The 4751-nt window shown below is 61.7% G+C and carries 8 protein-coding genes; all 8 read right to left on the bottom strand.

The genetic code is table 11. The features are described from left to right. Positions 1-264: 264 nt before the first annotated feature. Complete coding sequence (locus tag IPM06_21230) at positions 265-582, bottom strand: hypothetical protein (protein ID MBK8772935.1); 318 nt, start codon at positions 580-582, stop codon at positions 265-267. 112 nt (positions 583-694) lie between these two features. Continuing rightward, positions 695-1033 (bottom strand): hypothetical protein, encoded by a 339-nt coding sequence (locus IPM06_21225; protein ID MBK8772934.1) that lies wholly within the window; start codon positions 1031-1033, stop codon positions 695-697. A gap of 211 nt (positions 1034-1244) precedes the next feature. Continuing rightward, entirely contained in the window at positions 1245-1688 is a 444-nt protein-coding gene (locus IPM06_21220; protein MBK8772933.1) for a hypothetical protein, read from the bottom strand. Positions 1689-1913: 225 nt separating this feature from the next. Then, positions 1914-2639, bottom strand: a complete 726-nt coding sequence (locus IPM06_21215) for a hypothetical protein (protein ID MBK8772932.1) — start codon at positions 2637-2639, stop codon at positions 1914-1916. Between the two features lie 218 nt (positions 2640-2857). Further along, a complete protein-coding gene (locus tag IPM06_21210) occupies positions 2858-3274 on the bottom strand; it encodes a hypothetical protein (protein ID MBK8772931.1) in 417 nt (138 codons plus the stop codon). Positions 3275-3455: 181 nt separating this feature from the next. Then, entirely contained in the window at positions 3456-3632 is a 177-nt protein-coding gene (locus IPM06_21205; protein ID MBK8772930.1) for a hypothetical protein, read from the bottom strand. A gap of 190 nt (positions 3633-3822) precedes the next feature. Then, positions 3823-4005 carry a hypothetical protein gene (locus IPM06_21200; protein MBK8772929.1) on the bottom strand — a complete coding sequence of 61 codons (183 nt, stop codon included), beginning with the start codon at positions 4003-4005 and terminating at the stop codon, positions 3823-3825. Positions 4006-4299: 294 nt separating this feature from the next. After that, positions 4300-4737 (bottom strand): hypothetical protein, encoded by a 438-nt coding sequence (locus IPM06_21195; GenBank protein MBK8772928.1) that lies wholly within the window; start codon positions 4735-4737, stop codon positions 4300-4302. Positions 4738-4751 lie beyond the last annotated feature (14 nt).

Raw genomic sequence — 4751 nt, 5'->3', positions numbered from 1 at the left:
CATCGAGCAAGGACTCGCCAAAGGTGGCCACGAAGTCGCCAAGCGAGAACTCGGCCGGTTTGGGCAGCGCGTGCGCCGCGGGAAGGATCGTGTCGATAGTTGTCATGATGGTCTCCATCGTGAACGAAACATGCGGAGACAGCGCCTCCCGCACGGGAAGCGCACCCGCACGGGGGTTGAGAGAGCCGGCCGGGTGGCCGGCCGAAGGCATCCGCCGAAGGCGGGAATCAGCAAATCAATACAGCTTGGTCCGCGTTGTCGCGGTCATAGCCCGTCGGCTTCGGCGCTGGCTGCTTCGTCAGCACCGGTTGTCGGACAGAAACGAGATGCCACGCTGCGGATTCGCGCCGCGCAGTCCATCGGCAGATCGCTGGCTTCGAGCGTCAGCGCCCCATCGGCCACGGCCGCCGAGACGATGTGCTCGAACCCGTCCGGCAAAGCCACACGCGCGCCGTCCACCACGCCGATCGGTGCTGCGCTGTCAGCCGACAGGGGAGTGACGAGCAGCTCGCCCGTCGCCGCCATCAGCGGTTCGCGCCAATGATCGAGCAGCGGTACCGGACACAGTTCGCGTACCAGCAACCAAAGTTCGCATCACGCATACGCTCCATCGGTTCCTCGAAGCGGAGCAACAGCGCACTGCGGTTGCTGCGGTCAGGCAGGATGCCTTCCTTGTAGTACAGCCAGACATGGGTCAGGTTGCCGAACAGGTTGTCGCGCGGCAGCCGGCCGGTGAGTTTGTCCAGCCGCGCCGGATCGGAGCAAGACCGATCTTGTGTAGCTCGCCGCCGCGTACCAGGGTGAAGAAGCTGCGTCCGCCGCTGCCGACCGGCAGGGTAGACGAGGCCAGAAAATGCAGCATGGCCGTGTCGCGGCCATACAGCGAGAGAAAGATCAGTTCGCCGGCGCTGTCGAGCACGACCGCGTCGACGAAGACATCGCTGCATTCGAGCACGGCATACAGGGACGTAGCGCCCCCCTGTTCGGCGCCGGGCGAACCGAACGCGACGGTGGCAGGAAAGGGAGTGTTCATGGCTTGATTCCTTTGCAGGTCGATCACGCAGGAACGGAGCGCCCGCCGGGGCGCTTGTCCCCCGTGACGGGTGGGTGAATGAAGAACGCTATTGCGCAAGCCAGTTCCGGCCAGACCAGTGCATCGGCCGGCGTTTCGCTACGCGCGCCGCCCGTGCTGCCGGCGGTGCGGCCGTCGCTGCGCCGCCGGGCGGACCGGATGATCCACGCGGTCAGACGCCCCGCCATCTGGCCCCACTTGAGGGTCTGGCGTAGCGCACGCGCGAGCGTTGTACGGTATCGCGTGCGCGGATGTAGATCCCGGCAAAGCGCGCCTTCTGGGCCGGCTCGCTGTCGAGGTATTCGACAATGATCCGTGCCGTGGTCGGCTCGTCGATTTTCGAGATCAGGTATTTCCACTGACCGAGTTCCATCGAACGCAGGTTGACGTTCAACTGGCTGATCTTGTCGGCGGAAGGCTGAGCGGATTGAGTCGCGGAAAACGATCTCCTGTTCAGAAAAGAGAAACGGGAGATCGCACGCCCCGGCCGGGAAGTGGAATCTTCCCGTTCGGGTGGTTGCTGCTGAGAGAACCCCAGGCCTTGCGGCCGACCCAGTTGCAGGGGCTGACTGGTTGCGCGCCAGGCGATGAAGCCATGGCGGTACTGCGATGACAACGTGCCAACTCTATACTACGAGGCGGGCTTTCTTCAAGAGCGGCGGTTTGCCGAGCCTCCTCAAGAAAGTCTCCTTGCAAGCGACAAATCGCTCTGCGTTACACAACCGTTCGGCCCGCCAGGCAAGCGGTATGCGGATTCCGCTGTCGGGGAGCGTCTCAAAGGCTGTGCGCAATCATTCTATGGGCCTCACGGTAACCGGTAGCAAATCAGGATCGTCGAGGTTCAGGGAATAGGCGGCAACCACTTTATCCGCCGCTCCGATCTCCCCGCACCGGCCAGGAACGTATGCCAGTGAGCGCGACGAACGTGGGCACGCGGACGGGCTCGATCCGCGTCATTGCCCGTAGCGTTGGTCGGGTTGGTCGGTTCGCTCGCGGCACGACGCAGGGCGGCCCCGAGGCGAACTCCAACATCCCATTCGCGCACTTTGTCGGGTGGAAACAGTCTCCATCCTTGCTTGGTCCGCTTCGGATTGGGCTTTTCCGGACGGGTTGTTCCATCGCCGATTTCGGCATCATCTGCGCACAGGTAAAGGAGAAGCGAGGTTATCGGCTCCATTACGGCACGAATACCGGATGCGGCTGCAGCCAAATCTGGTAGCGAACGGCCATGCTCACCGATGTACAGCGCGGATGTTCGCAGGGCGCTCTCCAACGACTCAGGTACGTTGCCGAGAATTGGGAAACCGATAGGGATCAGCGCCTCGCCGGCGTTTAGCACAGCCCGTAGTTTGGTCTGCCCGGTTTTGTGACCGTAGTCGAGATGCAGCCATGCTCCTGCCACATTCATTGCCGATCCTTCGGCGGCATAGACCAAGCCTGGCGTCTCCACATAGACGCACCATTCTGGCATTCGGTACAGGACGTCGACCGGAATATCGCCCTGGACAGGCGTAGCGATAAGCGCTTGGTAGAGCCCCGCATCGAAGCGATATATGCCTTGCGTCATCCTCCACGCGCCAACGGCGGCCGCGATCCCCGAGTCAATTACATGGGCCGGAGTGGGAGGCGGCGCCATACCGCCGCCAAGGGCCACAGACCATGCTGGGGCCGGCAGATAGCACCATGTCGGCCAGCTATCACCCATCCTGACACGGAGTTTTTCGGCCTCTCGCCAGAGGCCAGGATGGCGTCTGGCGAGAGCAATCAAATGTTGCTTCGGCTCCATCAAAGATCCAAGGAATCGGCGAAGACAACGGCAGCGTCGTCACCGCGCAGGATCGATCCGTGCTCATCGAGGCAAACAACTACGCCTTTGTCGAAAACAACTAAGGTGTCCGCGCGTTTGTCGTACCAGTATTTCATGTCGCGCAGACACTCCTCGGGCCAGTCGCCGCACTCGTTTCCGGGCGTCCTTGTGTATTCGCTATCGTGGATCGTGATCTCTCTTAGCTTTGCCTGCACCGTTTCGGATGCCCGCTGCAATATTTCTCGACAACGGACAAGTGTTACCGGCTGAGACAAATCAACCTGCATGTTATGAGCTACGCCGGCACTGAACTTGGGCGCATCGAGAGGGCGCACAAGGTGGTACCGTCCCTCGTCATCAAAGGCGGTGATGAAGTTGTGAGATTCGGTTTGCATTGCTATCTCCTTGCGAGATTTACCGGGTTCCGCCGGCGCGTTTGTGGTCTATCCACAGTGTAAAGCGACGCGCCGTGCGCGTATTTGTGAATTTGTGATCTACCCCCCTCCCCGACGCCGCACGTAAGTGAGCGGCAAGTGACCCCTCCTTGGACGCGGACGGCGGGAAGCGGCGAGTTTGTCAAAACAGTCCCTCCATCCAAAGCTTGACAGCCTGTTCTGTCAGCGCGCCCAAGTCCCAGCGTGCCAGATCGAGTTTGTCGGTGTTTTCCAACGTGATCCGATCCTTCGCGGGGTCGGTCGGCGACGGCGATACGCGGGCCGTGACGCCCGACTTGTGGGTGGCGGTGCGGGACACCCTTTCGGGTGTCCAGTTCGCACGCCAGGAGCGGTTGCGGTGGTTTTTACTCACGGAATCACTGCGCCGGACAAAGGGTGGCGGCTCATGAAGTCAAGCAGCAAAGAAGCCTTGCTGATGCGCGTCGGCGAGGAAGTCGCGGGCCGCCTCTTCCGTACCTTCGCCGTAATAGGAGGAACCGAGAAGGCCGCTAGAACCGAGTTCGTCGCGGCACGCCGTTGACGACTCCTTCGATTCGGTACCCGCCGCTTGAATACAGGTCGGCTGGAAGCTCATAGACATCGATTGCTTCGACCGCATCCATGTCGAAAATGTCGATCTGCACGGTGACTTGCCCGTGGACGGTATTGAAGGTGTGAGTAGCGGTTTTCATGCTGATCTCCTGTTTTCACAAGGCCCCTGCGCTCGGAGGTGCGAGTCGAGCGATACGCTCCAATGAGAGGGTTGAATGTTTCGAGGTAACCCCGAGCCTGGCGGCCGACCCAGTTGCAGGGGCTGACTGGTTGCGCGCCAGGCGATGAAGCCATGGCGGTACGACAAATGCAATGCAGATGATAGTCCAGCAAGCGGCTGTTTCCAAGGGACGCCACCATCCTCGAAAAAGCCCCTGAAGGGGGCAAGGCGCGACGAGCGCGCCTGGTGCGGCCAAGCAGCCAGCGTCGGGTCGCTACGCGGCCCACGAACGTGCCCGGCGGGCACGCAGGGCCTTGACGTCGCCCAAGCTGCGCAGCGTCCAGTGCAAGTCCAGTTCCGCCCCGTACTGCGTGATCTCCGCGATGCTGATGTAGCCGATCTCGGCAAAGTCTTCAAGGCCGTTGAGGCAGGCGTAGCCGAAAGCCTGGTCGACGCCGCCATCCCTATCCTTCTCGGTGATGTACCAGTCGGATCCGCCGATGAAGTAGTGCAGGTGCACGATCGCCTGGTCGCCCTCGCCGCTCTGCTCGTAGGTCTTGGGCATGGTGTCGATCTGTTGCGCCACGTCGATGAACTTCTGTTGGAAGAACTCGCCTTCCTCGCCCTGACACAGCGCGGACATGGCTGCCCATTGCCTGGCGGACAGAAACGGCCGGACGCGGGCGGCGGCCTTCTTGGATTGCATCATCATGGTGCTCATGGATT

The organism is Hyphomicrobiales bacterium, assembly GCA_016710435.1.
Taxonomy (GTDB): Bacteria; Pseudomonadota; Alphaproteobacteria; order Rhizobiales; family Aestuariivirgaceae; genus Aestuariivirga.
The sequence above is the reverse complement of the archived record's forward strand: the minus strand, read 5'-3'. Positions and strand labels throughout refer to the sequence as shown.

What these genes read in the sequence shown, in the direction of transcription:
- IPM06_21225 (MBK8772934.1), bottom strand. Translation starts at nt 1,033, where the DNA reads ATGAACACTCCCTTTCCTGCCACCGTCGCGTTCGGTTCGCCCGGCGCC.
- IPM06_21210 (MBK8772931.1), bottom strand. Translation starts at nt 3,274, where the DNA reads ATGCAAACCGAATCTCACAACTTCATCACCGCCTTTGATGACGAGGGA.
- IPM06_21215 (MBK8772932.1), bottom strand. Translation starts at nt 2,639, where the DNA reads ATGACGCAAGGCATATATCGCTTCGATGCGGGGCTCTACCAAGCGCTT.
- IPM06_21200 (MBK8772929.1), bottom strand. Translation starts at nt 4,005, where the DNA reads ATGAAAACCGCTACTCACACCTTCAATACCGTCCACGGGCAAGTCACC.
- IPM06_21195 (MBK8772928.1), bottom strand. Translation starts at nt 4,737, where the DNA reads ATGATGATGCAATCCAAGAAGGCCGCCGCCCGCGTCCGGCCGTTTCTG.